The organism is Nocardioides faecalis, assembly GCF_018388425.1.
In the GTDB taxonomy this organism is placed as follows: domain Bacteria; phylum Actinomycetota; class Actinomycetes; order Propionibacteriales; family Nocardioidaceae; genus Nocardioides; species Nocardioides faecalis.
Map to the genome: position 1 here is coordinate 1,462,288 of NZ_CP074406.1, position 25,574 is coordinate 1,487,861.

At 72.3% G+C, this 25,574-nt stretch carries 21 protein-coding genes; 11 read left to right on the forward strand and 10 right to left on the reverse strand.

What is annotated here, in order from left to right; all coding sequences use genetic code 11:
• Nucleotides 1-37: 37 nt before the first annotated feature.
• Nucleotides 38-763 carry an NrtR DNA-binding winged helix domain-containing protein gene (locus tag KG111_RS06755; RefSeq protein ID WP_205291516.1) on the reverse strand — a complete coding sequence of 242 codons (726 nt, stop codon included), beginning with the start codon at nt 761-763 and terminating at the stop codon, nt 38-40.
• Nucleotides 764-829: 66 nt separating this feature from the next.
• Here KG111_RS06755 and KG111_RS06760 point away from each other — a divergent pair, with 66 nt between their 5' ends.
• Together KG111_RS06760 and KG111_RS06765 are read left to right on the forward strand one after the other, a co-directional pair.
• Nucleotides 830-1,849, forward strand: coding sequence for a TY-Chap domain-containing protein (locus KG111_RS06760; protein WP_205291515.1), 1,020 nt, complete (start codon nt 830-832; stop codon nt 1,847-1,849).
• Nucleotides 1,849-3,327: an ADP-ribosylglycohydrolase family protein gene (locus tag KG111_RS06765; protein WP_205291514.1), complete on the forward strand. Its 1,479-nt coding sequence runs from the start codon at nt 1,849-1,851 to the stop codon at nt 3,325-3,327. The genes KG111_RS06760 and KG111_RS06765 overlap by 1 nt, the downstream gene beginning before the upstream one ends.
• On the opposite strand, the gene KG111_RS06770 is transcribed toward KG111_RS06765, so the two are convergent.
• Entirely contained in the window at nt 3,311-4,117 is an 807-nt protein-coding gene (locus KG111_RS06770; protein ID WP_205291513.1) for a GTPase domain-containing protein, read from the reverse strand. The genes KG111_RS06765 and KG111_RS06770 overlap by 17 nt on opposite strands.
• Before the next feature lie 312 nt (nt 4,118-4,429).
• On the opposite strand from KG111_RS06770, the gene KG111_RS06775 reads away from it, so the two are divergent.
• Genes KG111_RS06775 through KG111_RS06790 form a run of 4 tightly spaced genes read left to right on the forward strand, consistent with a single transcriptional unit; the run spans nt 4,430 to nt 10,755 of the window.
• Complete coding sequence (locus KG111_RS06775; RefSeq protein ID WP_205291512.1) at nt 4,430-5,920, forward strand: DUF3375 domain-containing protein; 1,491 nt, start codon at nt 4,430-4,432, stop codon at nt 5,918-5,920.
• The gene (locus tag KG111_RS06780; RefSeq protein WP_205291511.1) at nt 5,917-6,687 is read left to right on the forward strand and encodes a DUF4194 domain-containing protein; all 771 of its coding nucleotides are present in this window, start codon (nt 5,917-5,919) and stop codon (nt 6,685-6,687) included. The genes KG111_RS06775 and KG111_RS06780 overlap by 4 nt, the downstream gene beginning before the upstream one ends.
• 11 nt (nt 6,688-6,698) lie before the next feature.
• Nucleotides 6,699-10,211: an ATP-binding protein gene (locus tag KG111_RS06785; RefSeq protein ID WP_205291510.1), complete on the forward strand. Its 3,513-nt coding sequence runs from the start codon at nt 6,699-6,701 to the stop codon at nt 10,209-10,211.
• Between the two features lie 16 nt (nt 10,212-10,227).
• Nucleotides 10,228-10,755 (forward strand): hypothetical protein, encoded by a 528-nt coding sequence (locus KG111_RS06790; protein ID WP_205291509.1) that lies wholly within the window; start codon nt 10,228-10,230, stop codon nt 10,753-10,755.
• A gap of 35 nt (nt 10,756-10,790) precedes the next feature.
• Here the strand turns inward: KG111_RS06790 and KG111_RS06795 are convergent, their stop codons facing one another.
• A complete protein-coding gene (locus tag KG111_RS06795) occupies nt 10,791-11,291 on the reverse strand; it encodes an O-acetyl-ADP-ribose deacetylase (RefSeq protein ID WP_205291508.1) in 501 nt (166 codons plus the stop codon).
• Between the two features lie 87 nt (nt 11,292-11,378).
• Between KG111_RS06795 and KG111_RS06800 the strand changes: the two genes are divergently transcribed.
• Nucleotides 11,379-12,437 carry a hypothetical protein gene (locus tag KG111_RS06800; RefSeq protein ID WP_205291507.1) on the forward strand — a complete coding sequence of 353 codons (1,059 nt, stop codon included), beginning with the start codon at nt 11,379-11,381 and terminating at the stop codon, nt 12,435-12,437.
• Between the two features lie 19 nt (nt 12,438-12,456).
• Here the strand turns inward: KG111_RS06800 and KG111_RS06805 are convergent, their stop codons facing one another.
• The 3 genes from KG111_RS06805 to KG111_RS06815 are packed head-to-tail and all read right to left on the reverse strand — an operon-like array spanning nt 12,457 to nt 16,596.
• A complete protein-coding gene (locus KG111_RS06805) occupies nt 12,457-13,845 on the reverse strand; it encodes an NAD(P)/FAD-dependent oxidoreductase (protein ID WP_205291506.1) in 1,389 nt (462 codons plus the stop codon).
• Complete coding sequence (locus KG111_RS06810; protein WP_240195693.1) at nt 13,842-15,149, reverse strand: saccharopine dehydrogenase family protein; 1,308 nt, start codon at nt 15,147-15,149, stop codon at nt 13,842-13,844. Before KG111_RS06810 ends, KG111_RS06805 begins: the two co-directional genes overlap by 4 nt.
• 7 nt (nt 15,150-15,156) lie before the next feature.
• Nucleotides 15,157-16,596, reverse strand: coding sequence for a gamma-aminobutyraldehyde dehydrogenase (locus KG111_RS06815; RefSeq protein ID WP_205291505.1), 1,440 nt, complete (start codon nt 16,594-16,596; stop codon nt 15,157-15,159).
• Between the two features lie 134 nt (nt 16,597-16,730).
• On the opposite strand from KG111_RS06815, the gene KG111_RS06820 reads away from it, so the two are divergent.
• Nucleotides 16,731-18,128, forward strand: coding sequence for an aspartate aminotransferase family protein (locus tag KG111_RS06820; RefSeq protein ID WP_205291504.1), 1,398 nt, complete (start codon nt 16,731-16,733; stop codon nt 18,126-18,128).
• A 29-nt stretch (nt 18,129-18,157) separates the two neighbouring features.
• On the opposite strand, the gene KG111_RS06825 is transcribed toward KG111_RS06820, so the two are convergent.
• From KG111_RS06825 to KG111_RS06840, 4 genes are all read right to left on the reverse strand, one after another.
• Complete coding sequence (locus KG111_RS06825) at nt 18,158-18,973, reverse strand: ABC transporter permease (RefSeq protein WP_249666335.1); 816 nt, start codon at nt 18,971-18,973, stop codon at nt 18,158-18,160.
• A complete protein-coding gene (locus KG111_RS06830; protein ID WP_249666336.1) occupies nt 18,970-19,818 on the reverse strand; it encodes an ABC transporter permease in 849 nt (282 codons plus the stop codon). Before KG111_RS06830 ends, KG111_RS06825 begins: the two co-directional genes overlap by 4 nt.
• 77 nt (nt 19,819-19,895) lie before the next feature.
• Entirely contained in the window at nt 19,896-21,032 is a 1,137-nt protein-coding gene (locus KG111_RS06835) for an ABC transporter ATP-binding protein (RefSeq protein WP_205291502.1), read from the reverse strand.
• The gene (locus KG111_RS06840) at nt 21,016-22,152 is read right to left on the reverse strand and encodes a polyamine ABC transporter substrate-binding protein (protein WP_249666337.1); all 1,137 of its coding nucleotides are present in this window, start codon (nt 22,150-22,152) and stop codon (nt 21,016-21,018) included. Before KG111_RS06840 ends, KG111_RS06835 begins: the two co-directional genes overlap by 17 nt.
• A gap of 163 nt (nt 22,153-22,315) precedes the next feature.
• On the opposite strand from KG111_RS06840, the gene KG111_RS06845 reads away from it, so the two are divergent.
• The 3 genes from KG111_RS06845 (at nt 22,316) to KG111_RS06855 (ending at nt 25,519) form a co-directional block, all read left to right on the forward strand.
• Nucleotides 22,316-22,786 carry an Lrp/AsnC family transcriptional regulator gene (locus KG111_RS06845; RefSeq protein WP_213450028.1) on the forward strand — a complete coding sequence of 157 codons (471 nt, stop codon included), beginning with the start codon at nt 22,316-22,318 and terminating at the stop codon, nt 22,784-22,786.
• Between the two features lie 169 nt (nt 22,787-22,955).
• The gene (locus tag KG111_RS06850) at nt 22,956-24,242 is read left to right on the forward strand and encodes a sensor histidine kinase (RefSeq protein ID WP_205291499.1); all 1,287 of its coding nucleotides are present in this window, start codon (nt 22,956-22,958) and stop codon (nt 24,240-24,242) included.
• On the forward strand, nt 24,218-25,519 hold the full coding sequence (locus KG111_RS06855) for a sensor histidine kinase (RefSeq protein WP_205291498.1): 1,302 nt from the start codon (nt 24,218-24,220) through the stop codon (nt 25,517-25,519). The genes KG111_RS06850 and KG111_RS06855 overlap by 25 nt, the downstream gene beginning before the upstream one ends.
• The last annotated feature ends 55 nt before the right edge of the window (nt 25,520-25,574 follow it).

Sequence of the window (25,574 nt, forward strand, 5' to 3'; positions counted from 1 at the left end):
GACCTCGTCGTGCCCCGGGGCCGACGGTCCCGCCGGCTCAGTCGGTGGTGCGGCTGTCGTCGGCGTCGCGGCGGTGCCGGTAGAGGGTCGCCGGTCGCCCGCGCAGGTTCGCGGACAGGACCGGCCGGCCGTCGCGCAGCAGGGGCTCGAGCAGGGGCTTCATCCGCCGGTTGAAGTTGTCCTTGTGCAGCGGTGCGCCGACGACGGCCTCGTGCACCTTGCGCAGCTGGTGCAGGGTGAACGGCTCGGACAGGAAACCGTCCGGGTCGGGGTGCACGTCGACGTAGCGGAACCGGATCTCGTAGCGCTCGCGCAGGGCGCTGACCGCGGCCTCGACGATCTCGTCGTGGTCGAAGAGCAGCGGAGGGCCGTCGCCGAGCCGTCCGTGCGGCGTCACGGGGACGAGGGTGCCCCTCGCGCCGGCCAGGTCGGCCTCCCGCAGTGACACGGAGTGCGCCGCGGAGATCGCCCAGGTCCGGTCGTCGCGCTGCGGGTCGTCGAACAGGCGCAGCAGGTGCGGACGGGGCAGGTCGGCGGGGTCGATGCCGACCTTGCGCCGCAGCACGTCGTCGACCGTGCGGGCCACGGTCTGCCGCTCGCGGATGAACCCTCCCGGCAGTGCCCGTCCGGCCGGTTGTGCCCGGTCGAGCACCAGGACGCGCAGCTCGGGGGTTGTGTCGGAGGTCCCCACTACGGTCAGGACTGCGAGGTCGACGGTGAGGCCGGGGCGGGGATAGGTGTCCAGGTCCGACGAGATCGACATAGCGCACACATTAGCGCGTTTCCCGTGCTAATGTTTAGCGACGATGACATGCTAAAGGAGGCTGCGATGGCCTATGACAGCCACGGCGGAACGCCCGCCGAGGAGACCTGCGCCGCGGCGTGGACCGAGTTCGAGGAGCTCCTCGCGGTCCACCTCGCCACCATGACCGACGTCGACGACCACCTCATCGTGGAGCTGCCGGAGCCGCCCGGTGGGTCCGCCGGGGGCACGGCGCCGTACGCGCAGTTCGCCGGATGCGGCGACGGCGTGACCGTGCACGGCGAGATCAGCGGCGACCGCTACCTCGCCCCGCAGCACCGGCTCGGCCACGCCGCACAGGGGCTGGCCGACGCCGGCTTCACCCTGGACTTCGACGAGGCCGGCGAGCCGACGAACTGGGTGAGCGAGCAGCCGACCGAGCGGGTCGCGATGCTGGCCCAGCAGTGCGTCTTCGCGCTGCGCCAGGTCTTCGGCATCGCGCACCCGCACCTGCTGACCTACCAGGCCTGGGGCCCCTGCGCGGAGCAGGCCGAGGCCCTCGGCCTCTGGCCCTCCGACGAGGTGCCCGTCGAGGACGCCGCAGCCCACGACGAGCTGGCCCACGACGAGCTGGCCCCGGAGGCGGGCGAGCCGTTCCCGCCGCCGGGTGACCCGGACGGACGTCCACTGAAGACGGCGTACCGGCCCAAGACCCGGGCCAGGATGCTCGCCCTCGTCGAGCGCACCCTGAGCCGCCGCGCGCAGGCGAAGGTCGAGACGGACGACGACGGCGACTTCGTGCTGGCCCACCTGGGCCAGCCGGTCTTCGTCCGGGTCCTGCAGGACCAGCCCGGCGTGCTGATCTTCGCCCGGGTCGCGCACGACGTGCGCTCGCGGCGCGGCGCCGCGGTCGAGACCAGCATCCTCAACCGCGACCACCTGTGGGTGAAGTGGGACGTCCGCGACCGCGACGTGGTGCAGACCCTGGCGATCCCGGGGTTCCCCTACGCACCGGACCACCTGGCCCGGATGCTCGACCTCTACCTCGACGTCCTGACGACGACACGAGACGACCTGGTGCTCCGGGTCGCCGGGAGGACCGCCTGATGACCCGACTGACAGCTGCCCAGATGGACCGCGCCTGCGGCACCCTGCTCGCCTCCGCCGCCGGCGACGCCCTGGGCGCCGGCTACGAGTTCGGCTCCGCCCGGCTCGGCCCCGAGGGACCCGCCATGATCGGCGGCGGCCTCGGCGACTTCGCCCCCGGCGAGTGGACCGACGACACCACGATGGCCTGGTGCGTGGCCGACGTCGCCGCGACCGGTGCGGACCTGCGCACCGAGGCCGCGCTCGACGAGGTCGCCCGCCGGTTCCGGGAGTGGTACGAGACCGGACCCGCCGACATCGGCAACCAGACCGCCAGCGTGCTGCGTGCCGTCGGCCCGCTGCCCACCGCGGCCCGGATGACGGCAGCGTCCGCGGCGCTGCACGAGCGCACCGGGCACACCGCCGGCAACGGGTCCCTGATGCGGACCGCGCCCGTGGCCCTGGCGCACCTCGACGACCCCGACGCGGTCGCCGAGGCGGCGTGGCGGATCAGCGCCCTGACCCACCACGACCCGCTCGCCGGCCAGGCGTGCGTGTTGTGGTCGCTGGCCATCCGGCACGCGGTGCTGCACGCCGAGATCGACGTGCGCGTCGGGCTGGCGTACCTGGAGCCGGAGGCGGCGTCGTACTGGGCGGAGCGGATCGCCGAGGCCGAGGAGAGCGAGCCTGGCCGGTTCAACCCGAACGGCTACGTCGTCACGGCGTTCCAGGCGGCGTGGTCGGCGATCCACCACACGCGGGTGCCCGCCGGCTCCGACGGCTGCGACCACCTCGTGCAGGCGTTGCGCACCGCGATCGCGATCGGCAACGACACCGACACCGTGGCGGCCATCGCCGGCGGCCTGCTCGGTGCCCGCTGGGGCGCCTCCGCGGTGCCGGCGCAGTGGCGCCGCGTGCTGCACGGCTACCCGGGCCTGCGAGGCGAGCAGCTCGTGCACCTCGCCCACCTCGCGGCGAACCGCGGTCCCGGGCTCTACGACTGGCCGACGGTGGCGAGCATCGACTACGCGCACTACGGGATCCCGCGCACCCTCGTGCCGCACCCGTACGACGACGGGGTGTGGCTCGGCGACGCCGGTGTGCTGGCCGACCTGCCCGCCGACATCGACGCCGTCGTCAGCCTCTGCCTGGTCGGCACCGCGCAGGTGCCCGAGCACGTCGAGCACGTCACCTACCGGTTGATCGACGTCACCAACGCCGGTGACAACCCGAACCTCGACTTCGTGCTGCTCGACGCCGCACGCACCGTGCAGGCGCTGCGCGCCGAGGGCCGCACCGTGCTCGTGCACTGCGTCGCCGCCCAGAGCCGCACGCCCACGGTCGGCGCCGCGTACGCCGTGCTGCAGGGCGCGCCGGTCGGCGAGGCGCTGCGGCGGGTGTGCGACGCGCTGCCCGCCGCGTACCCGAACCACGCCTTCCGGGACGCCCTCGAGCGGCTCGGGCGGCACCCGGAGGTGCAGCTCAGACGTGACCGCTGAGCTGGGCGAGCCGGGCGGCCAGGGCGTCGACCATGGCGGAGGCCTTCTTCGCGGAGATCGCTGAGCTGCGGTCGCCGCCCTGGCTGGAGACGGGCAGCACGTCGACGGAGAGCTTCGCGCCGCCGGCCAGGGCGCGCAGCTCGTCGAGGCGGGCGGCGAAGGGGGAGCCGCTGCCCGGGGAGTAGTACCGCACGACCTCGTCCAGGTCGTCGGCGTACAGGTCGGCCTTGGTGACGGCGATGACGAGCCAGACCGGGCGTTCGCGCCGTACCGCCATGGAGGCGATCCGGTGCGCGGTGATCGTCCAGTCCTCCAGCTCGGCGGCGAGCAGCTCCTCGCGGGTGGCGGTGGCCGCGCCGGTGGTGCCGGCGGTACGACGCGGGGTGGCGTAGCCGTTCGCGACCACGTGGATGACACCGTCCACCGGCTCGTCGTGGAAGACCTCGTCGAGCGCGCCGAGCCGGGTCGCGGCGTTGTCGCCGGGCACCACCAGGAAGCGGAACCCCTTGAGCCGCGCCGAGCGCCGGGTACGACGCTCCATCACCGCCGAGCCGACGTCCGCGACGTCCTCGCCTCCGGTCCGGCGGGCGAGCCGGTTCGCGAGCTGCGTCTTGCCCACCCCCGTCATCCCGGTGACCGCCACGGTCGGGAACCGGCGCCGGAACAGCCGGCCCACCCGGTCCGGTGCGGACGCCAGGCCGGTGAGCAGCCCGGTGGCGACGGTCGCGCCGACCGCGGTGCGGCCCGAGGTGGGCAGGATCGTGCGGATCCGGTCGGTGGTTCGGGACACGGTGCCTCCTGCTGGCGGGCCGACGGGCAGCCCCGAGCCTACGGTCCGTCGGCGAACCACCGTACGGACGTCGAGCTGGACCGGCAGGCCCTCGGCTTCGCGGACGACTTCGATCCAACCGGATTCCTGGGACTAACGCAGCCAGTCGACGTCGTCGTAGTTCACCGCTGTGAGGAGACCGACGGCATCACGCCCGCCCCACCCTTCACACCCCCCGGCCTGCCCGCCGGGCGCGTCGTACCCCTCTGAAACACTGTCGCCTTGCCCGGGACGGGTGAGCACGACGGTCGGGCACGAGGATCTGGGGGAGTGATGAGCGAGATCGCCAGCGAGCTGGCGCGGGTGAAGGGTGCCTTCGCACAGCCGACCCTGACGCTGCTGCACCAGCGGCAGGCGCCGGTGGTGATCACGATCTTCCGCGCCGCGTTCGGCCGCAACAACAAGCCGATCCCCACCGCCCGGTTGCACTCGCAGGTCGAGGAGCACCTGGCCGGGATGCGCGCCGTGAGCGAGGAGGACGTGCCCACCGGCAGCGGCCGCGACCTGTGCCACCGGTGGATGCGCGGGCAGTGGCTGGTGCGCTCCCTCGACGAGCTCGGCAACGAGGTCTACTCGCTGACCTCCCACGCCCAGCAGGCGCTCGAGCTGGTCAAGAACCTCGCCCGCGACCGGGCCACCCTCAGCGAGCACCGGATCGCCACCATCTTGGGCACGGTGCGCAGGTTCAACGCCGAGGCCAACCCCGACCGCGGTGCCCGCGTCGCCCTGCTCGACGAGGAGATCTCCCGGCTCACCGCCGAGCGCGACCGTCTCGTCGAGGGCGCCGAGCTGCCGAGCGCCAGCGAGGACTACATGCTCGAGGGGTTCACCGAGCTGCTGTCCCTGGTCTCCGCGCTGCCCAGCGACTTCGCCCGCGTCGAGGAGCGCTTCGCCACGATCCGCGGCGAGATCCTGGCCGCGTTCCGGGCCGAGGACCGGCCCGCCGGTGAGGTGATCGACGACTACCTCGCCCGCGCCGACGCGCTGATGACCGCCACTCCGGAGGGGCGCGCCTTCGAGGGCGCCTTCGCGCTGCTGCGCGACGAGGAGCTCGTCGGCCGGCTGCGTGAGGACCTCGGCGCGCTCCTGGACCACCCGCTGTCGGCGGCCATCCTCGCCGACGCCGACCGCGCCGAGCTGCGCGGCACGGTGCGCCTCGTGCGCGACGGGCTGGACCGGGTGCTCGCCCAGCGCTCGCGGGTGACCGCGACGCTGAAGGAGTACATCGTCTCCCATGACGCCGCCCGCGACCGGGAGCTCGAGCGCACCCTGCGGCAGGTCGAGTCCGAGCTGATGACCTGGATGGCCACGACCGGCCCCCGCGCCACCCACGACGTGCCGCTGCTGCCGCTGCGGGCGTCCGTGGACCACCTGCGCGAGCGGTTCTACGACCCCGCCGACGACGTGCTGCCCGACCCGATCGGCGTCGCGGACCCCGACGAGGCGCCCCGGCTCAGCCTGGGCGAGCTGAAGGCGCAGGGCGGGCCGCAGCTCGGCCCGCTGCGCCAGCGCCTCGAGGACGCCCTGCGCGACATCGTGCCCGCGGACACCCTCGGCGAGCTGTTCGACGGCCTCGAGCCGGCGCTGCGTCGACCGGTCGAGATCTTCGGCCTGTTGCACCTGGCCGCCGACCGCGACTGGACCACCGAGGACGTGCTGGAGACCTTCGCGGCCCTGCGCCCCGACGGCAGCACCCGGACCTTCGCCGTACCGCGCACCCCGCTTCCCGACCCTGACCTCGAGCACCAGGAGAGCCCCGCATGAGCGTCGACGTCGACGGCCCGACCAGCGAGCTGCCGGACACGGAGAGGCCCGACCCCACGGACGCCGAGCAGGCGGTGCAGGACCTCGAGGACCTCGACCACCTCGACGAGCGTTCGGTCTCGCTGTTCGAGGGCGACGAGGGTGGGCTCGAGTACGCCCAGCGCCACGCCCTGGTGGCCCTGCTCAAGCAGCGGTTCATCAGCGCCCGCACCCATCCGCGCGACTGGCGGGTGCTGGTGGAGAACGAGCGCGTGCTGCGCTCGCGGCTCAACGACCTCTTCCTCGAGCTCGCCATCGACCGCGGCCGCGAGGTCGCCTGGAAGCGGCAGGCCTCCTCCGAGACCGGGGGCCGGTTCCCGACCCTGCTGCACGACACCGCCTGGTCGCGCGAGGAGACGCTGGTGCTGGTGCACCTGCGCGACCGTCTCCGTGCCGGCCTGGCCGGCGGCGACGCGCGGGTCTTCATCGACCGCGAGGACCTGGTGAAGTACGTCGCCAGCTTCCGACCCCTGCACGCCACCGACGAGTCCGGTGACGAGAAGCGCGCCCGCAACGCGGTGCTGTCCATCGTGAAGTCCGGCCTGCTCATCGGCTCGCCGACCGACGAGCGCTTCGAGATCAGCGAGGCCGTCGAGCCGCTGCTGCCGCTCGAGCTGCTGCGCGAGCTGCTGGAGGCGCTGCAGCGGGCCAACGGCAACGAGGCGCCGCCGGCGGCGCCCGACGACGAGCTGTTCCACGACGAGGACCAGGCGGAGGACGCGCAGTGAGCATCGACGGCATGGATCTCGACAAGCTCGACCGCCCCGAGGAGGTCGACGCCCAGGACGGGCTCGACCCGCAGGGAAGCGACGCGGCCGAGGAGGAGGCGAGCGACGGTCTGTTCGACCGTGAGCTCGTCGACACCCCCACCGACGACACCATGCAGTGGCGCGCCTCGCTGCTGCAGCTGGTGAACTGGGGTGGCTTCGGCGGCCTGACCACGGTGCCGCTGCGCGGCGGCGCGACCATGATCTCCGGCGCCTCGGGCGTGGGGAAGTCGACCATCCTCGACGCCTACACGGCGCTGATGATGCCCTCGGACACGAAGTTCAACGGCGCCTCCAACGACGCGGTCGCCGGCCGTGCCCGCAGCGCCGGGCAGCGCAACCTGCTGTCCTACCTGCGCGGCGCCGTCGACGTCGTCGACGACCCGGCCACCGGCCGGCCGGTGGAGAAGCTGCTGCGCGGCAAGGGCGCCGACACCTGGGGCGCGGTCGCGATGACCTTCGTCAACGACCAGGGCGGTCGGTTCACGGTGCTGCGCACGTACTACGTGCCGCGTCGTGCCGTCCGCTCCACCGACGTGCAGATGCAGCTGGTCACCCACGACGGCGCGCTGTCGTTGGAGACCCTCGAGGTCGCCGTACCGGACCGCTTCCACGCCCACACGCTCAAGAAGCTCTATCCCGGCATCCGCGTGCACCGCACCTACGCCGAGTTCTCGGCCGTCCTGCACGCCCGGCTCGGGATCGGCGCCAACGGCGACGGCGCCAAGGCGCTGCGTCTGCTGGCCCGGATCCAGGCCGGCAACCAGGTGCGCAGCGTGGATGAGCTGTACAAGGAGATGGTGCTGGAGCGCCCGGCGACGTACGCCGCCGCGGACCGGGCCATCGAGCACTTCGACGACCTCGACGCCTCCTACGCCGCGATGCGCACCGAGGAGCAGAAGCTCGAGCTGCTCGAGCCGATCACCGAGCTGCATGAGCGCAAGGTGGAGGCCACCCGCCGGCTCGGCGAGCTGGACTCCTACGGCGTCACGCTGTCGGGGGACACGCCGCTGCGGCTGTGGCTGCTGCGCACCCACCTGCGCCTGCTGGAGGAGGCGACCGCCACCAACCGCGACGCACGCAACGCCACCGCCGAGGGTCTGATCAGCGCCCGCGCCAGCGAGGCCGCCCTCGCTCGCGACCTGGAGGCCGCCAAGGACGCCCACCGTGCCGCCGGGGGAGCCGACCTGCAGGCACTCGCCGGTCAGGTCGAGCACGAGCGGGTGGTGCGCGAGGAGCGCGGCAACCGGCTCGCCGAGCTCGAGGAGCGGATCTACCCGTTGGTGGGGCTCACCGACGCCGACGCCCCGGACCTGGAGTCCGCCCTCGACAGCGTCGCGGCGTTCGGCGAGCTGCAGGTGCTGGCCCGCAAGCGGCTCGCCGAGGGCGAGGCCGAGCAGGCCCGGCTGCGCGGCGAGCGTGACGTGGTCCGCGACGGCCTGGTGCCGCTGAAGAACGAGCAGTCGATGCTGCGCCGTGAGCGGGCGTCGCTGGAGAGCCGCGCCGGCCGGGTGCCCGCCTACCTGAACGACCTGCGTGCCGCCGTGGCGCAGGCCAGCGGCCTGGCGCCCGAGGAGCTGCCGTTCGTCGCCGAGCTGATCGACGTCGCGCCCGAGGAGGCGCGTTGGCGCACCGCCATCGAGACCGTGCTCGGTGGCACCGCCCGGCTGATGCTGGTGCCGCTGGACAAGCTCTCGTCGTTCTCCGCGGCCATCGACGGGCTGCGGCTGCCCGGGCGCCTCACCTTCCAGGGCGTCGAGCTCGACCTGCCCGAGAGCGGTCCGGGCGACCCCGAGCGGATCGCCGGCAAGCTGCTGTTCAAGGACTCGCCGTTCTCCGGCTGGGTGCAGCAGCACGTCGAGGACCCCTCGCGCAACGCGCTCTGTGTGGAGGACGCCGCCGGGCTGGACGGCCCCGGCTTCCGGGTCACGATCGCCGGCCAGACCCGCAACGGGCGTCGCGGTGCGCACGGACGCAACGACACCCGCAGCATCATCGGCTTCTCCAACGAGGACGCGATCGCCGAGATCGACGCCCAGCTCGCCGGCCTCGAGCAGCAGCTCACCGAGCTCGACGCCCGGCTGGCCGAGCTGGACCGACGCTCGCGGGTGCTCGAGCAGCAGCGCAAGGCGTACGACGCCATCGCGATGGTCCGCTTCGACGACGTCGACGTCACCGGAGCCGACCGCCGGATCGCCGAGCTGGAGCAGCGGCGGGCCGACATCCTCACCGCCGACAACCAGCTGCAGGTGCTGCAGGAGCAGATCGACGACCTCACCGAGCGGCTCGACGCCGCCCGCAAGGAGCGCTTCTCCCTCGAGCAGCGCCAGCGCAGCGTGCACTCCGAGCACAGCGAGCTGGTCGAGTCCGAGGACCTGGTCAAGGACCGGCTGGAGGCGATGGAGGCCGCCGGCACCGTCGAGCTGACCGAGGAGCAGGAGGCCGCGCTGGCCGCGGACTTCGCCGCCGCGGCAGCCCCGGCGGACCCCGAGGACCTGGACCGGTTCGCCGACAACGCGCACCGCCTCGGCGAGCGGCTGCGCAGCGCCGTGGCGGAGGCGGAGGGGGAGATCAAGCGCTGTGACGACGACCTGTCCCTGATCTTCAAGCACTACAAGTTCCAGTGGGACTCGCCGAACCTCGGCGCCAGCGCCGACTCCTACCCCGACTACGCCCGCATCCTCGAGGAGATCCGCGGCAAGGGCCTGGCCGAGCGGCGCGGGGAGTGGCGTCGGCGCCTGACCGAGTGGAGCGGACAGGACCTGGTGCCGCTGGTGGGCGCGATGGCCGCCTCCATCGAGGAGATCGAGGACCGGCTCGAGCCGATCAACGCGATCCTGCGCCGCCTCGAGTTCGGCGCCACCGGCGACCGGCTGCGGATCCGGCTGCGCCGGCTGCAGCCCGCGCACGTGCAGGTCTTCCTCAAGGACCTGCGTGCGTTGTCGTCCGGCTCCACCGCGGAGCTGGCCGAGGCCGACCTGGAGAAGCGGTTCATCGAGCTGAGCCGGTTCATGAACCAGCTGCGCCGCCCCGCTCAGGCGGGCGACGGCACCACCACCGACCGCGACCGGCTCCTCGACGTGCGCCGGCACGTGGAGATCAGCGCCGAGCGCTACGACTTCGGCACCGGCGAGCTGCGGGCGACGTACCGCACGCTGGGGGAGAAGAGCGGTGGGGAGAGCCAGGAGCTGGTGGCGTTCATCGTGGGCTCCGCACTGCGCTTCCGGCTCGGCGACGAGATGCGCTCGCGGCCCCGGTTCGCGCCGGTCTTCCTCGACGAGGGGTTCGTCAAGGCCGACTCCGAGTTCGCCGGCCGGGCCGTGCAGGCGTGGAAGGGTCTGGGCTTCCAGCTGATCATCGGCGTCCCGCTGGACAAGGTGACCGGTCTGGAGCCGCACATGGACGACCTGCTGGCGATCACGAAGAACAGCCGGACCCACCAGTCCTGGATCACCCCGATCACCGACGTCACCCTCGAGGCCTGAGGACAAGGACAAGACGATGCGGTTGCTGCGCCGCGCCCGGCTCCACCTGCAGGCCGACCTGCCCGGTGACGTGGCAGGCCTGCGGGCGGCGCTGGCCGCGGCGCCGCCGGTCCTGCAGGCCGAGCTGGTGCCGGGCGAGGTCCCGGGGCGGGAGCGGCTGAAGGTGTCCTCCGGCTACGCGACGCCGTACGGCGGTGCCCGCGCCGTCGGCGACCTGGACGTGACGCCGCGACCCCGGGGCGGGCTGCGGATCGAGGGCGAGCTGCGCTCCGGTCGGCTCAACCACGTGGTGCTCGTGGCACCGTTGGCCATGGTGGCCGCGCTCCTGCTCGGCTTCGGGCTGCTCTGCCTCCTCGTCGAGCCGGACGCTCTCGGTCTCGTGCTCCTCGGCGCGTTCTTCGGTGCGGGCGGGTGGCTGGTCCGCAGGACCGAGGAGAGCTGGTTGCGCACGGTCGCCGGCGAGCTGACCGACCCGGACGGCTCGCTCGGCGCGCAGCTGCGCCGGGTGGCCGGCGGCGAGAGCGCCGCAGCGGACACCGCCTAGGCCCAGCGCCCGGCCCGCACCAGTCCCTCAGTCCCTCAGTGCTCCAGCGCCGCGGCGATCAGGTCGTGCACGTCCGCGCCGAACGCCACCAGCCGCACGTCGCTCACCTCGCTCGGGGTGGCTCGCAACGTCTCCACCGCGGCGGCCACGGCGTCGTCGGTGGGCCAGCCGAAGATGCCCGCGCTGATCAGCGGGAAGGCGATGCTGCGCGCCCCGAGCTCGCCGGCCACCTCCAGGCACCGCCGGTAGCAGGAGGTGAGCAGCGAACGGTCCCGCTGGCCGGCGCGGTAGTTCGGGCCCACGGTGTGGATCACCCACCGCGCCGGCAGCCGGCCGGCGGTGGTCCAGCCGGCATCGCCGGTGGCCAGGCCATCGGGGAAGCGGGCGATGCAGTCGGCCAGCACCGCCGGCCCGCCCGCGGCGTGGATGGCGCCGTCGACGCCGCCGCCACCCCGCATCCGGGTGTCGGCGGCGTTGACGATCGCGTCCACGACCTGGGTGGTGATGTCACCTCGTACGAGGGTCGGCTCCGGCATGTCTCGATTGTGGCGCGTCCCCCACCCATCTGCCCGGCCGCGCGCGCCGCCGTGGGACGCCGGCGGTCGGCGTGGCAGGGTCGCCGCATGGGACTGAACTGTGCGGTGGCCGTGCTGACCGGAGTCGACGTGGCGGACCTGGCCCGGCTGGGCGTGCACCCCACGGGTCGTGTCGTCACCGGCGACGTGGCGCTGGGTGAGGAGCAGCCGTGTGCGGTGCTCCGCGACGGCCGGCTGGTGCTGGTCTGCGCCGACCCGCGACTGCTGGACGTCGCGGACGAGGCGGCCGCGACGACCGGTGCTCCGCTGGCGGGGGTGGCGCTGGGCAGCACCGCCGACGTGTACGTGCTGCGCTTCCGTGACGGCGCCCGGGCACGGGAACGGGTGCTGTACGGCGCGGAGACGGTCTCCGAGGGCGGCGAGGCCTGGGTCGAGGAGGAGGCGCTCGGGAGCGAGGCGTTCGCCGAGGACGGCGTGCTGGCGGTGTTGGAGCGCGCGACCGGCCTCCGGCTGGACGACGACTGGATGCACCTGGAGCTGCAGGAGCTGGCGTGGACGCTGCCGGGTGACGAGGACGCCCCCGCGACGGACCCCGTCGAGCCGGCGCACGCAAGCGGCATCGACGCGCTGATGGGCGCGCCGAGCGCGGTGACGCATCCCGGCGGCCACCTCGTCGACCACGACGACCTGGACGACCGCGACGATCAGGACGACCACGGTGCCCCGGCCGGCGCGCGGCAGGCCGACGATCCCGCAGCGCGGTACGTCGACCTGGCGCCGGTCGCGGCGTCGTCCCGGGTCACCGCCGCCGCGGTGGGGGTGGGACTGGCGATCGAGGCGCTGCTGGCGCTGCTCGCGCTCACCACGGACCTCACGTTCGGCACCCTGCTGCCGCACGTGCTGTTCGTCGCGGTCGCCTGCTTCGTCCTGGCCGCAGGCCGGCTCAACCTGATCGCGCTGGTCGTGCTCACGTTGGAGGCGGTCGTCGTGCTGGTCACGGTGCTCGGGGCGGCGAACCGCGACGAGGCGCCGGTGGCGCTGCTGCTCGGCGTCGGTGCCTACCTGGTCGCCCTGATCGGGGTGCTGGGCTGGCACGCCCGCCGGGTGTTCCACGCACAGCACGCCATGCACCTCGCCGCGCAGTAGCGCCGGCGCGGGACAGCCCTCAGGAGTCGAACCCCATGCCGAGGCGGTCCAGGGTGCGCAGCCACAGGTTGCGCCGCCCGGTCGCGTCGGCGCGTGCTGCTGCCCAGCGGGTCAGCTGGATGCCGGTCCAGGCCAGCGGCTCGGGCGGGAACGGCCACGGCCGCTCGGTCACCATCCGCAGCCGGGTGCGTTCGGTCGGGGTGCCGTCGAGCAGGTCCAGCACCACGTCCGCGGCGAAGCGGGAGGCGCCGACCCCGAGCCCGGTGAACCCGGCGGCGTATCCGACCCGGCCGGTGGTGCCGAAGAAGGCGCAGAACCGCGAGCAGGTGTCGATCACCCCGCCCCAGCGGTGGCTGAACCCGACGTCGGCGAGCTGCGGGAAGGTCGCGTAGAAGTGCTCGGCGAGCAGCCGGTGCGTCGCCGGGCGCTGCTCGTGGGCGGGGTCGATGCCGCGGCGGAAGTGGTAGACGGCGTCGTAGCCGCCCCACAGGATCCGGTCGTCGTCGGTGAGCCGGTAGTAGTGGAAGAGGTTGCCGGCGTCGGCGATGCCGAAGCGCTGCGACCAGCCGATCGAGTCGAGCTGCGCGGCGGTGAGCGGCTCGGTGGCCAGCACGTGGTCGTAGACCGGCACCACCCGCCGGGCGACCGCGGGCAGCAGCGCGGTGAACGCGTTCGTGGCGAGCACGACCTGCCGCGCGGCCAGCACGCCGTACGACGTCGCGACCTCGACCAGGTCGCCGCTGCGGCGCATCCCGGTGACACCGGTGTGCTCGGCGATCCGCACACCGAGGGACTCCGCGGCCTGTGCCAGGCCCCACGCCAGCCGGGCCGGGTCGAGCATCGCGCAGCCGTCGGCGTCGAGCCGGCCGGCCAGGTAGCCGGGGGAGTAGACCAGCCCGCGGACGGCGGCGGCGTCGAGGAAGCCGGGCGCGGCGGGGTCCAGCGCGGCCACCTCGTGCGGGCGGGTGGCGACCGTCAGCTGGCCGCTGCGCCGGAACCCGCACTCGATGCCGTAGCGGGCCACCGTCGCCTCGATCGCGTCCAGGTTCTCCAGCCCGAGGCGGTGCAGGACGTCGTGCTCCTCGGGCCAACGGGTCCGGCCGTTCTCCTCGCCGTGGGTCAGGCTGGCCTCGCAGAAGCCGCCGTTGCGCCCGGTCGCGTGCTCGGCGATCCGGTCCCGCTCCAGCAGCAGCACGCTGCGGCCCGGCTCGCGCTCCACGGCCCGCAGCGCCGCCCACAGCCCGGTGAAGCCGCCGCCGACGACCACCAGGTCCACCGGTTCGGTGCGCGGCTGCGTGGCGGGCAGATCGGCCAGCGAGGGCCGCGGCGCGGGCCGGTCGGGCGTGTCCAGCCACAGCACGGCCGGGGCGGCGGCGTCGGCGAGCGCATGCGCGGCCTGCGGGCTCATGACAGCGGGGGAGCGTCGGCCGGGGCGATCCGCCCGGCGCCGTGCACCGGCGTGCTCACCAGGACCGCCGGCTCCCGGTCCTCGATGCCCCACGGGGAGCCGTAGGCGGTGAGCAGGTCGAGGAACGGCACCGCGTCGAAGGCCTCCGGGCCGAGCACGCCGCTGCCCTGCCACACGCCGGTGGCGAGCAGCTCCAGGGCGACGACCGGGTTGATCGCGGTCTGCCAGACCACGCACTGGTGCCCGTACTCGGCCATGGACCACTCGTTGTCGACGACGTGGTAGAGGTACGTCGAGCGCGGCCGGCCGTCCTTGCCGGTGCCGGTGACCCACAGCCCGGCGCACGTCTTCCCCCGCATCCGGGGGCCGATGCCGGCGGGGTCGGGCAGCACGGCGGCGACGACGTCGCGGGGGCTGACCTCGACGCCCTTGACCCGGACCTTCTCGGTCGAGTCGAGGCCGAGGGTGTGCAGCACCTTGAGGATGGTGATGAGCTCCTCGCCCAGCCCGTACTTGAACGTGGCTCGGCGGCAGTCGATCCAGCGCGGCATCAGGAGCACCTCCTCGTGCTCGACGTTGACGCACTCGACCGGCCCGATGCCCTCGGGGAAGTCGAAGAGCTCCGGCTCGCTGAACGGCGCGGTGGTGTGCCACGTGCCCGCCCCGGATCCGTCACCGGTCCAGATCACCGGCGGGTTCAGGCACTCCTCGATGGTGGTCCACATCGAGAAAGACGGTGCGAAGACCTCGTTGCCGTGCTCGTCGGTGACCACCAGGTCGGCGCCGTCGCGGGTGCCGAGCTCGTCGATCTCGGAGAACAGGTGGTCGGCGGCGTAGCGGGCGAACACGTCGGAGAGCCCCGGCTCGACGCCCATGCCGACCAGGGCGAGCCGGCCGGCCGTCTCCCACTGCCCGGCCTTGGCGAACTGCTCGTCGCCCAGCTTCACCCCGCAGCGCTCGTACGGCGCCTCCGGGTGCGGCCGGGACAGCGACATCGCCATGTCGACGTAGTCCGCGCCGGCGGCCAGCGCGGCGTCGAAGACGGGCATGTCGAAGACCGGGTCGACGGCGTTCATCACGTGGGTGATGCGGTGCTCGCGGCACAGGGCGAGCACGGCGTCGGTGCTCGAGGCGTCGACCTGTGCGGCGACGTACCGCTCGTCGATGCCGGCGGCCCGCTCGGCCCGGGCGAGGTCGTGGTCGGCGACCACGAGCGTCTCGAAGAAGTCCCGGCGTGCGGCGATCGCGGCGAACGCGCCGCCCACGCCGCCGGCGCCGACGAGCAGGATCCGCATCGCGGTCATGGCCGCCTCACTCCCCGATGTAGGACATGACGTGCTTGATGCGGGTGTAGTCCTCCAGGCCGTACATCGACAGGTCCTTGCCGTAGCCGGAGTGCCCGAAACCGCCGTGCGGCATCTCCGAGACGAACGGGATGTGGGTGTTGATCCACACCACCCCGAAGTCCAGACGCTTCGACATCCGCATCGCACGGGCATGGTCCTTGGTCCACACGCTGGCGGAGAGCCCGTAGCGCACGTCGTTGGCGCAGCGCAGCGCCTCGGCCTCCTCGGCGAAGCGCTGCACGGTGATCACCGGCCCGAAGATCTCGTCCTGCGACGCCTCGTCCGGCTGACGCAGCCCGGAGACCACGGTGGGGGCGTAGAAGTAGCCGCCCTCGCCGCCGGCGACCTCGGCGGTCGACCCGCCGGCGTGGATGGTGGCGTGGTCGGGGAGCCGGTCGACCATCCCGGCCACCCGCGCCAGCTGGTCGGGGTTGTTGAGGGCGCCGTAGAGCACACCGGCGTCCTCAGGCAGGCCCGTCCGGGTGGCCTTGGCCTGCTCGGCCAGCGCGGCCACGAAGTCGTCGTGGATGCCGTCGGCGACCAGCACCCGGGTCGCGGCGGTGCAGTCCTGGCCGGCGTTGAAGTACCCGCCGGTGGCGATCGCCTCGGCGGCGGAGGCGACGTCGGCGTCGTCGAAGACGACCACGGGCGCCTTGCCGCCGAGCTCGAGGTGCACCCGCTTGACGTCGGCGGCCGCCGCGGTGGCGACCTCGGTGCCCGCCCGCACCGAGCCGGTGATCGCCACCAGCCGGGGCGTGGGGTGCTGCACCAGCGCGCGTCCGGTGTCGCGGTTGCCGCACACGACATTGAGGACGCCGGGGGGCAGGTGCTCGTTGGCGAGCTCGGCCAGCAGCACGGTGCTGGCCGGGGTGGTGTCGCTGGGCTTGAGCACCACGGTGTTCCCGGCGGCCAGCGCGGGCGCGATCTTCCAGATCGCCATCATCAGGGGGTAGTTCCACGGCGTCACCTGCGCCACCACCCCGATCGGCTCGCGCCGGATCCAGGAGGTGTGGTCCGCGAGGTACTCGGCGCTGCCGCGCCCCTCCAGCACCCGCGCCGCGCCGGCGAAGAACCGCAGCTGGTCCACGCACGGCGGCAGCTCCTCCTCGGCGGTCACCGCGAGCGGCTTTCCGGTGTTCTCGCACTCGACGCGGACCAGCTCGTCGCTGCGGTCCTCCAGTGCCTGCGCGATCCGCAGCAGCGCCTCCTGCCGCTCCTTGGGTGTGGTCTCGCCCCAGGATGCGAAGGCCCGGTCCGCGGCGCGCATGGCGCGGTCGACGTCCTCGGCGCCGCTGGCGGGCGCGGTGGTGTAAGCCTTGCCGGTCGCGGGGTTCACGACGTCGTACGTGGCTCCGTCGGCGGCGTCGACGAGCTCGCCGTCGATGAGGTTGCGCAGCGTGGTCATGCTCCGGGAGCCTAGCCAGCATTCCGAGCCCCGGACAGCGCCGGAGCAACGAAATCCGTTGCAATCTCGTGAACAGACAACTGAATCACTCGTCTGGACTTGCTCTGGCGGAGGTCGCGCGCGACCATGAGCCGGTGACCTACGACGAGCAGACGCACGCCGCGCTCCAGCAGTCCGCGCGCGACCACCTGTGGATGCACTTCACGCGGATGTCCTCCTACGACACCGCCGACGTGCCGGTGATGGTGCGCGGCGAGGGTGCCTACGTCTGGGACGCCAAGGGGCGCCGCTACCTCGACGCCCTCGGCGGGCTGTTCGTGAGCCAGCTCGGCCACGGGCGCACCGAGCTCGCCGAGGTCGCCGCGAAGCAGGCGAGCGAGCTCGCGTTCTTCCCGTTGTGGTCCTACGCCCATCCCAGCGCCATCGAGCTGGCCGAGAAGGTGGCCGGCTACGCGCCCGGCGACCTGAACCGGGTCTTCTTCACCTCCGGCGGCGGCGAGGCGGTCGAGTCGGCCTGGAAGCTGGCGAAGAACTATTTCAAGCTCGTCGGCAAGCCGATGAAGCACAAGGTGATCTCCCGCGCGATCGCCTACCACGGCACCACCCAGGGGGCGTTGTCCATCACCGGCCTGCCCGGGCTCAAGCAGCAGTTCGAGCCGCTGGTGCCCTCCACCTTCCGGGTGCCCAACACCAACCACTACCGGGCCCCGTCGTTCCTCGCCGGTCCCGACGGCACCGTCGACGAGGAGGTATTCGGACGCTGGGCCGCCGACCAGATCGCGGTGGCCATCGAGGCGGAGGGCCCCGACACCGTCGCCGCCGTCTTCCTCGAGCCCGTGCAGAACGCCGGCGGGTGCTTCCCGCCGCCGCCCGGCTACTTCGCCCGGGTCCGCGAGATCTGCGACGCCTACGACGTCCTGCTCGTCTCCGACGAGGTCATCTGCGCCTTCGGCCGGCTCGGGCACATGTTCGGCGCCGAGCGCTACGGCTACCAGCCCGACATCATCACCTGCGCCAAGGGCATCACGTCCGGCTACGCCCCGCTCGGCGCGATGATCGCCTCCGAGCGGCTCTACGAGCCCTTCGCCCACGGCGCCGAGACGTTCGCGCACGGCTACACGTTCGGCGGCCACCCCGTCGCCACCGCGGTCGCGGTGAAGAACCTGGAGATCTTCGAGACCGAGGGCGTGCTCGAGCACGTCCGCGCCCAGGAGGGCTCCTTCCGCAAGACGCTGGAGAAGCTCGGTGACCTGCCGATCGTCGGCGACGTGCGCGGCGACGGGTACTTCTACGGGATCGAGCTCGTCAAGGACAAGAGCACCAAGCAGACCTTCGACGCCGACGAGTCCGAGCGGCTGCTGCGCGGGTTCCTGTCCAAGGCGCTCTTCGACGCCGGGCTCTACTGCCGCGCCGACGACCGCGGCGACCCGGTCATCCAGCTCTCGCCGCCGCTGATCTGCGACCAGCAGCACTTCGACGAGATCGAGCAGGTGCTGCGCAGCGTGCTCACCGAGGCCCAGAGCCTGCTCTGAGCGGGCTTGCTCGGGGCAGGGCCGCCGCCTCAGGTGCGAGCGCGCCTGCGGCTGGCGAGCATGTTGCCCAGGACGAGGGTCATCGAGAGCAGGAACATCACCGTGCCGATGACGTTGACCTGCATCGGCACGCCGCGCTGGGAGACGCCCCAGACGTACATCGGGAAGGTGACGGTCTGGCCGGCGTTGAGGTTGGTGATGATGAAGTCGTCGAACGACAGCGAGAAGCTGAGCAGCGCGGCGGCCAGGATGCCGGGGAAGACCAGCGGGAAGGTGACCCGCCAGAACGTCGTCGCCTCGTTGGCGTAGAGGTCCATCGCGGCCTGCTCGAGGTTCTCGTCGAGGCCGTTGAGGCGCGCCTTGACGGTGACCACCACGAACGACAGGCAGAACGAGACGTGGGCGATGAGGATGGTCCAGAAGCCCAGCCGCCCACCGAAGCCGGCGGAGACGAAGAGGGCGAGCAGGGAGGAGCCCATCACGATCTCCGGTGCCGCCATCGGCAGGAAGATCATCGAGTTGATCACCGACCGGCCGGCGAAGCGGTGGCGCACCAGGGCGAACGAGGCGAGGGTGCCCAGGATCGTGGCGACCAGGGTGGCGAGCAGGCTGATCTCGACGCTGCGCAGCACCGCCGAGCACATGCCGTCGGGCTTGCACGGGTCCGCCCAGTTGGCCAGCGTGAAGTCGCGGAACGCGTAGACGTTGCGTGAGCGGCTGTTGTCGTTGAAGCTCATCAGCATCACGACCGCGATCGGGATGAACATGTAGACCAGCACCAGCGCGCCCAGCGCCATCACCAGGTGGTCACCGATCCATCGGCCGGCTCGCTGCAGGGCGCTCACACCAGGTCCTCCGTCCCGGACTTGCGGATGTAGGCCACGACCATCGCCACGATCAGCACCATCAGCACCACCGACAGCGCGCCGGCGGTGGCGTAGTCGCCGGTGGTGGTGAACAGGTTCTGGATGACGTTGCCGACCATGCGTTCGTTGGGGCTGCCCAGCAGCTCGGCGTTGATGTAGTCCCCCGCGGCGGGGATGAAGGTGAGCAGGGTGCCGGCCACGACACCGGGCATGGACAGCGGGACCGTCACCTTGAAGAAGCCCCGGGTGGGGGAGGCGTAGAGGTCGCCGGCCGCCTCGATGAGGCGGGGGTCGATCTTCTCCAGGCTGGCGTACAGCGGCAGCACCATGAACGGCAGGAAGTTGTAGGTCAGCCCGGCGATGACCGCCACCGGTGTCGCCAGCAGCCGGTCGTCGGGTCCCATCAGGTGCAGCGTCTGCAGTGTGCCCACCACGAACCCGTCGTCGCCGAGGATCAGCTTCCACGACAGCGTGCGGACCAGGAAGCTGGTGAAGAACGGCGCGATCACCAGCACCAGCAACAAGGTGCGCCACCGGCCCGCCTTGAACGCGATCGCGTAGGCCAGCACGTAGCCCAGGACCAGGCAGATGACGGTGGCGATCCCGGCGTAGATGAGCGAGCGGACCAGCGGCTGCCAGAACTCGGCCAGCGCGTCGGTGAAGTTCGCGAAGCGGTAGGAGACGTCGTACCCGGTCAGGACGGAGCCCTCGGGGTCGTAGAGGCTCGCGGCCAGCAGGGAGTAGAGCGGGACGACGAAGAACACGGCCAGCCACAGCGCCCCGGGCAGCAGCAGCCAGTAACCGGTAAAGCGCCCCTTGCCCACCCCGCCCGACCTGCCTCTCGGGCCCTTCGGGGCGGAGGGAGGTGTCGGGGTCGCCGGGGCGGCCGGGGTGGCCGTGGTCATCGGGCGCCCTGGACCGCGCCGGCGTTCACGTCCTGGCTGGAGGGCAGCAGGAACGCGAACTCCGGCCGCCAGGAGACGTCGACCCGGGTGCCCTGCGGCAGCACGCCGCGGATCCCGGTGTTCTGCTCGAAGGCGACGAGCTGCTGGCCCCACGGCATCCGTACGACGTACTGGGTGCTGACCCCGAAGAAGCTGACGTCGGTGATCACCGCTCCGTGCATGTGATTGCCCGGCGCGTCGAGCGGCTCGCCCTCGGGGGCCAGCAGCACCTTCTCCGGGCGGATGCCGACCCAGCCCGATCCGCTGGTGACGTGGGCACGCGCGGCGGGGATGGACACCTGGGTGCCGTGCATGTCGACCTTCACCACGTCGGAGCCTGCGCTGCTGACGGTGCCGGGGATGAGGTTGGACTGACCGAGGAAGTTCGCCACGAAGGTGGTGCGCGGGTTCTCGTAGAGCTCGGAGGGGGAGCCCATCTGCTCGATGACGCCGGCGTTCATCACCGCGATGGTGTCGGCCATCGTCATCGCCTCCTCCTGGTCGTGCGTGACGTGCACGAAGGTGAGGCCGACCTCGGTCTGGATCCGCTTGATCTCGATCTGCATGGCGCGGCGCAGCTTGAGGTCGAGGGCGCCGAGCGGCTCGTCGAGCAGCAGGACCTCGGGCCGGTTGATGAGCGCCCGGGCCAGCGCCACCCGCTGCTGCTGGCCACCCGAGAGCATGGCCGGGCGTTTGTCGGCCTGCGACTCCAGCTCGACCAGCGCCAGCATCTCGGCCACCTGTGCGTCGACCTCGCGGACCTTGCGCCGGCGCAGCCCGAACGCGATGTTCTCGGCGATGTCGAGGTGCGGGAAGAGCGCGTAGTTCTGGAAGACGGTGTTGACCGGCCGGCGGTAGGGCTTGGTGTAGGTGATGTCGTCGTCGCCGAGGTGGATGGCGCCCGAGGTCGGCACCTCCAGGCCTGCCACCATCCGCAGCGTGGTGGTCTTCCCGCACCCTGAGGGGCCGAGGAGGGCGAAGAAGGTGCCGGCAGGCACGGTGAGGTCGAGGGAGTCGACCGCGGTGAAGGTGGAGAACTCCTTGGTGAGCGCGGTGAGCCGGAGGCTCCGCGAGCTGTCAGCCGCCAGCGACATCGGCGAAATCTCCTTCGTAGGCGCGGATCTGGAACTCCTCGAGGGCCATGAACGAGTGCGTGGTGGCCGCCGACTCCTCGGTGGGGAAGATCAGGGGGTTGTCGACCAGGCTCGGGTCGACCTTCTCCATGGCCTCACGGGCGCCCTTGACCGGGCAGATGTACCAGACGTAGGCCGCGAGCTTCGCCGCCACCTCCGGCTCGTAGTAGTAGTTGATCCAGGTCTCGGCGTTGGCCTTGTGGGGCGAGAGGTTCGGCACCAGCATGTTGTCCGACCAGATCATCTGGCCCTCCTCGGGAGTGACGAAGACGAGGTTCTCGTCCTCGGCTGCGGCGACGTCGCCGGACCAGGCCTCGCAGGCGACGATGTTGCCGGCGGCGAGGTCCTGGATGTACTCGTTGCCGGTGAAGGCGCGGACCTGTCCGTCGCGCCGGGCCTTGCGCAGCCGCTCCATCGCCCGCTCCCACTCGGCGTCGGTGAAGTCGGCCGGGTCGGCGCCCTCGGCGAGCAGGGCCAGCCCCATGGTGTCCCGCATCTCGGTGAGCAGCGAGATGCGCCCGCGCAGGTCGGGGCGGCTGAGCAGCTCGGAGAACGAGCGCACCTCCTTGACCTTCGCCTTGTTGTAGGCGATCCCGGTGAGACCGGTCTGCCAGGGCGCGGAGTAGGTGCGGTCGGGGTCCCAGCCGACGCCGGTCAGCGAGTCGATCAGGTTGGCGTGCAGGTTGGGCACCTTGGCGGGATCGAGCGGCTGGATCCAGCCGACCTGGATCATCCGGGCCGCCATCCAGTCGGTCAGCATGAACAGGTCCCGCTCCGAGGACTGGCAGGAGCCCAGCTGGTTGACCACCTTGGCGAAGAACTCCAGGTTGTCGTTGACGTCGGCGGTGTAGCGCACGTCGATCCCGGTGCGCCGGCTGAACTCGGTCAGCGTGGAGACGTAGTCACCGTCGTCCTCGTCCATGTAGCCGGGCCAGTTGGACACGAGCAGGCGCTTGTCGTCGGCTGAGCGGTCCTCGGAGCGGCACTCCTTCGGGTCCTGCTGCCGGTCCGGTGTCGAGAACAGCGGCAGCACGCCCAGGCTGGCCGCGCCGAACGCGACGCCCGCGCTGCCACGCAGCACCGTCCGTCGGCTGATTCGAGGGTTGCCCGCCACGCGCCTCTCCCTTCCTTTTCGTGATCGTGGCATGAGACCCGGGGAGCGACAAGCGATTCCGTCGAGAGTTGACGTGAATGCAACGGAATCCGTACCTGCGCTTTGCATGGGCGGACAGCAGGCTGGAAGGATGAGCCAGGTGAAGGCGAAGGCTCCCCAGCTCGATGACGTCTCCAAGCAGATCATCGCCGAGCTGCAGGAGGACGGGCGCCGCTCGTACGCCGCGATCGGCAAGGCCGTCGGCCTCTCCGAGGCTGCGGTGCGCCAGCGTGTGCAGCGTCTTGTGGACACCGGTGTGGTCCAGGTGGTCGCGGTGACCGACCCCGTGGAAGTCGGCTTCGCCCGCCAGGCGATGATCGGGATCAAGGCCTCCGGGGAGCTCGAGCCGATCGCGGACGCCCTCGCCGACATCGCCGAGATCGCCTACGTCGTGATCACGGCCGGCTCCTACGACTTCCTCGCCGAGGTCGTGTGCGAGAGCGACGACCACCTGCTCGACATCGTCTCTCGGCAGATCCGCACCATCCCGGGCGTGGTGTCGACCGAGACCCACGTCTACCTGAAGCTGCGCAAGCAGACCTACGCCTGGGGCGTGCGCTAGACCGGCCGCCTGCCCGCTGCCGGCCCACTGTCGGCCCGTCAAGTTTCGCGGAAAGCGCGCACGGGAGCCGGACTTCCGTCCTACTTTGAGCCGACACCTCGCGGGGGGCGGCGGTGCTCGATCGGGTCGCTTGGCGACAAGCGGCCCGGAGCAGGGGGGAAGTTGTGTCATGGAGATCCGGCCTGCACTGAGCCGCACACTGCACCTGATCGCCGAGGGCGTCGTGGAGTTCTCCGGCTTCCAGGTCGCAGCGGTGAGCCTGGTGGACGGTGCCGACCTGACCACCGTCGCCGTCGTCGGGCTTGAGGACGCCCGTGCCCGGCTGTTGGGGAGCAGGGTGCCGCGGGACCTGCTCGTCCGCGAGCTCGAGCCTGCGAGCACCTGGGGGGCGCTGTGCTTCCTGCCTGCCGAGCGGTCCCGGGGCAACCTGGAGCCGTTCGGCCGGACGCCGCCGCTGCCGCGCAGCCGTGACCCCGAGGCATGGGACCCGGGCGACCTGTTGTGCGGCCTGCTCCGGGACGACGACGGTCAGGTGCGGGGGGTGCTGACGGTGGACATGCCCCGTGACGGCCTGCGTCCCGGGCTCGAGCAGCGACACATCCTGCAGCGCTACGTCCGGTTCGCCGAACGAGCCATGTCGGTGGAGCTGGAGCGCGGTGCCGCCGAGGAACGCATGGAGCGCGAGCACGCCATAGCCGAGTACCGACGCCGCCTGCTGGACGGCCTCTCGCACGAGCTGCGCAGCTCGACGGCAGCCATCGAGTTCACCGTCGCCCTGCTGCGCCGGCGCCTGCCGTCGACCGGAGCGGCCGGCGAGGTCGTCGACAGGTTGACCCTGGACGCCCAGCGGCTCGGTGCGGTGGTGGAGGACATGAGCGCCCTGGTGCGGCTCGCGCAGCAGGACCGGCCACTCACGCGCCGCCCCGTCGAGCTCGCGGCGGTGGTGCACCGGGCGGTGGCCGCGCACGAGGTCGCGGCGAGGCTCTCGGACGTCGGGGTGCTCGTCACCGCCGACGACGGCGTCGTGGTGGCCGGCGACGAGGAGGACCTCGCGCGGATGGTCTCGAACCTGGTGTGCAACGCCATCACGTACAGCCACCGAGGGGGTCAGGTCCGCGTCGACCTCGTCGCGCGGAGGGAGCCCGACAGGATCGAACCGGCCGTGGTGGTGCTGCGCGTCGCCGACGCCGGGATCGGGATCGCGCCGCAGGACCGCCGTCACCTGTTCCAGGAGTCCTTCCGCAGCGACGCGCCCGAGGTGCAGGCGCGCCCCGGCGCCGGCCTGGGCCTGGCCGTCGTCGAGAAGGTGGTCCGTCAGCACGGCGGCCTGATCGACATCGAGTCGTTACCGGGGCAGGGGACCGTCGTGGAGGTCCTGCTGCCCTCCGCGGCGCTCGCCGCCGGTCAGGAGAACGATCCCGAAGGCCCTCCATGGATGAGCCGGGCGTCCTCATGAGCTGGTGGGTCGGGGGTGCGGACCTGCAGCTCAACCCCGCGGTACGACGTACCGTCCGGCTCATCGCCGAGGGGGTCGTCGAGTTTGTCGGCTTCCGGGTGGCGGTGATCAGCCTGGTCGACGACGAGCACCTGCAGGTGGTCGCCATCCTGGGGCCGGAGGAGGCGGTGCGGAGGCTGTCGGGGATCCGCATCCCGCTCGCGGAGCTGTACGACGAGCTCGACGCCGCGGAGAGCTGGGGCTCGCTTCGCTTCCTTCCCGCCGGGGACGACGCGGCGTCGGCCACGCGGATCGGGCCCCAGCGCCTCGATCTCTTCGTCCCGGTGCGGGTCGCCGACGCCTGGCAGCCCGCCGACCGGCTGCGCGGGTTGTTGCGCGACGACCGTGGCCGGCTCCGTGGGGTGTTGTCGGTGGACCTCCCGGTCGACGGGCTCAGGCCCGGCGCCCCGCAGCTCCAGACGTTGGAGGCCTACGTCCGGCTCGCCGAGCGGGCCCTGGTCACCGAGCTCGAGCGGGGGGTGATCGAGATCCAGGTGGCGCGGGACCACGTGGTCGCGGCCGACCGGCTCGAGCTGGTCTCGGCGCTGGCGCGGGTGCTGCGCGGTGCGGGCGACGCGATCGGCGACTCCGTCGACGCCGTCCGCGCCCTGGTCCCCGCCACCGACGACAGCGGCGCCGCGCTGGACCTCCTGCGGCGCGCGGTCGACCGGGTCCGACGGGTCGCCGACAGCGTGACGACGCTGGCCCGGCTCGAGGAGCCGCAGCGCGCGCGCCGCCTGAGCCGGGTGGACCTGGCGACGGTGGTGCGCGAGGCCGTCACGCTGCTCCTGCCCGTCGCTCAGCACCAGCAGGTGCGGGTGCACACGCGCCTTCGGGGCCCGGTGTGGCTGCTGGGCGACCCGGAGGACCTGCACCAGATGGTGTCCAACCTGGTGTCGAACGCGATCAAGTACTCCGACGCCGACGGCCGGGTCACCGTGGGCCTCGCGGTGCGCGAGGGTCCGGACGGCACGGCGGACGGCGCCCGCACGGCGGTGCTCACCGTCGAGGACGAGGGCATCGGCATCCCCGAAGCGGACCTCGGCCGGGTGTTCGAGGAGCTCTACCGGGGCACGCTGCCCGAGGTCGGGGCCCGGCAGGGCACGGGCCTGGGCCTGGCGATCGCACGACGGGTCGCCACCGAGCACGGCGCGCAGATCCGGGTCGACTCCGAGGTCGGCCGGGGCACGACCTTCGTGGTCGAGCTGCCCCTGGACCGACCAGACCCCGCGGCCTGAACGCCTGATAGATCACGTCCCCGGCGCAGGGTGAAGCCGTCGGATCGGGGTACCC

Coding starts and splice junctions, on each gene's coding strand:
- KG111_RS06755 (WP_205291516.1), bottom strand. CDS start 763: ATGTCGATCTCGTCGGACCTGGACACCTATCCCCGCCCCGGCCTCACC.
- KG111_RS06760 (WP_205291515.1), top strand. CDS start 830: ATGGCCTATGACAGCCACGGCGGAACGCCCGCCGAGGAGACCTGCGCC.
- KG111_RS06765 (WP_205291514.1), top strand. CDS start 1,849: ATGACCCGACTGACAGCTGCCCAGATGGACCGCGCCTGCGGCACCCTG.
- KG111_RS06775 (WP_205291512.1), top strand. CDS start 4,430: ATGAGCGAGATCGCCAGCGAGCTGGCGCGGGTGAAGGGTGCCTTCGCA.
- KG111_RS06780 (WP_205291511.1), top strand. CDS start 5,917: ATGAGCGTCGACGTCGACGGCCCGACCAGCGAGCTGCCGGACACGGAG.
- KG111_RS06785 (WP_205291510.1), top strand. CDS start 6,699: ATGGATCTCGACAAGCTCGACCGCCCCGAGGAGGTCGACGCCCAGGAC.
- KG111_RS06790 (WP_205291509.1), top strand. CDS start 10,228: ATGCGGTTGCTGCGCCGCGCCCGGCTCCACCTGCAGGCCGACCTGCCC.
- KG111_RS06795 (WP_205291508.1), bottom strand. CDS start 11,291: ATGCCGGAGCCGACCCTCGTACGAGGTGACATCACCACCCAGGTCGTG.
- KG111_RS06800 (WP_205291507.1), top strand. CDS start 11,379: ATGGGACTGAACTGTGCGGTGGCCGTGCTGACCGGAGTCGACGTGGCG.
- KG111_RS06805 (WP_205291506.1), bottom strand. CDS start 13,845: ATGAGCCCGCAGGCCGCGCATGCGCTCGCCGACGCCGCCGCCCCGGCC.
- KG111_RS06810 (WP_240195693.1), bottom strand. CDS start 15,149: ATGACCGCGATGCGGATCCTGCTCGTCGGCGCCGGCGGCGTGGGCGGC.
- KG111_RS06815 (WP_205291505.1), bottom strand. CDS start 16,596: ATGACCACGCTGCGCAACCTCATCGACGGCGAGCTCGTCGACGCCGCC.
- KG111_RS06835 (WP_205291502.1), bottom strand. CDS start 21,032: ATGTCGCTGGCGGCTGACAGCTCGCGGAGCCTCCGGCTCACCGCGCTC.
- KG111_RS06845 (WP_213450028.1), top strand. CDS start 22,316: ATGAGCCAGGTGAAGGCGAAGGCTCCCCAGCTCGATGACGTCTCCAAG.
- KG111_RS06850 (WP_205291499.1), top strand. CDS start 22,956: ATGGAGATCCGGCCTGCACTGAGCCGCACACTGCACCTGATCGCCGAG.
- KG111_RS06855 (WP_205291498.1), top strand. CDS start 24,218: ATGGATGAGCCGGGCGTCCTCATGAGCTGGTGGGTCGGGGGTGCGGAC.